The organism is Vibrio sp. 10N.222.52.B7 (genome assembly GCF_041474275.1).
Taxonomy (GTDB): Bacteria; Pseudomonadota; Gammaproteobacteria; order Enterobacterales; family Vibrionaceae; genus Vibrio; species Vibrio crassostreae_C.
In genome coordinates this window covers 1-249 of sequence record NZ_JBFRTU010000345.1, presented here as the reverse complement: position 1 = coordinate 249, position 249 = coordinate 1, and the positions used below count along the sequence as shown (strand labels likewise).

The 249-nt window shown below is 48.2% G+C and carries 1 protein-coding gene; it reads right to left on the bottom strand.

Going from position 1 to position 249, the window contains the following annotated elements:
• Positions 1 to 248, bottom strand: a 248-nt coding sequence (locus AB4512_RS23145; RefSeq protein WP_372175862.1) for an ATP-binding protein, incomplete at its 3' end; no start/stop codon positions are given.
• Position 249: the final 1 nt, after the last annotated feature.

Sequence of the window (249 nt, the reverse complement as noted above, 5' to 3'; positions counted from 1 at the left end):
ACTCGCTCTACAGCTAACGAAACTGACAAAGCATCACACCATGTTTGGCACTGCTCTGCCCAGTGATCAGCATTCTGGCTTAAACCGTGGTGAACGTGCACCGCGCAGCACTCAATGTCATAAGTTTGTGCGTACTGTGCTGCTAACTCCAATAAGACTCGAGAATCAACACCGCCACTGAAAGCCACGATCAACCGATGAGGCTTGAGTGCGCTTTGATTAAGTACAGATGTGAAGGTTTCGATTATG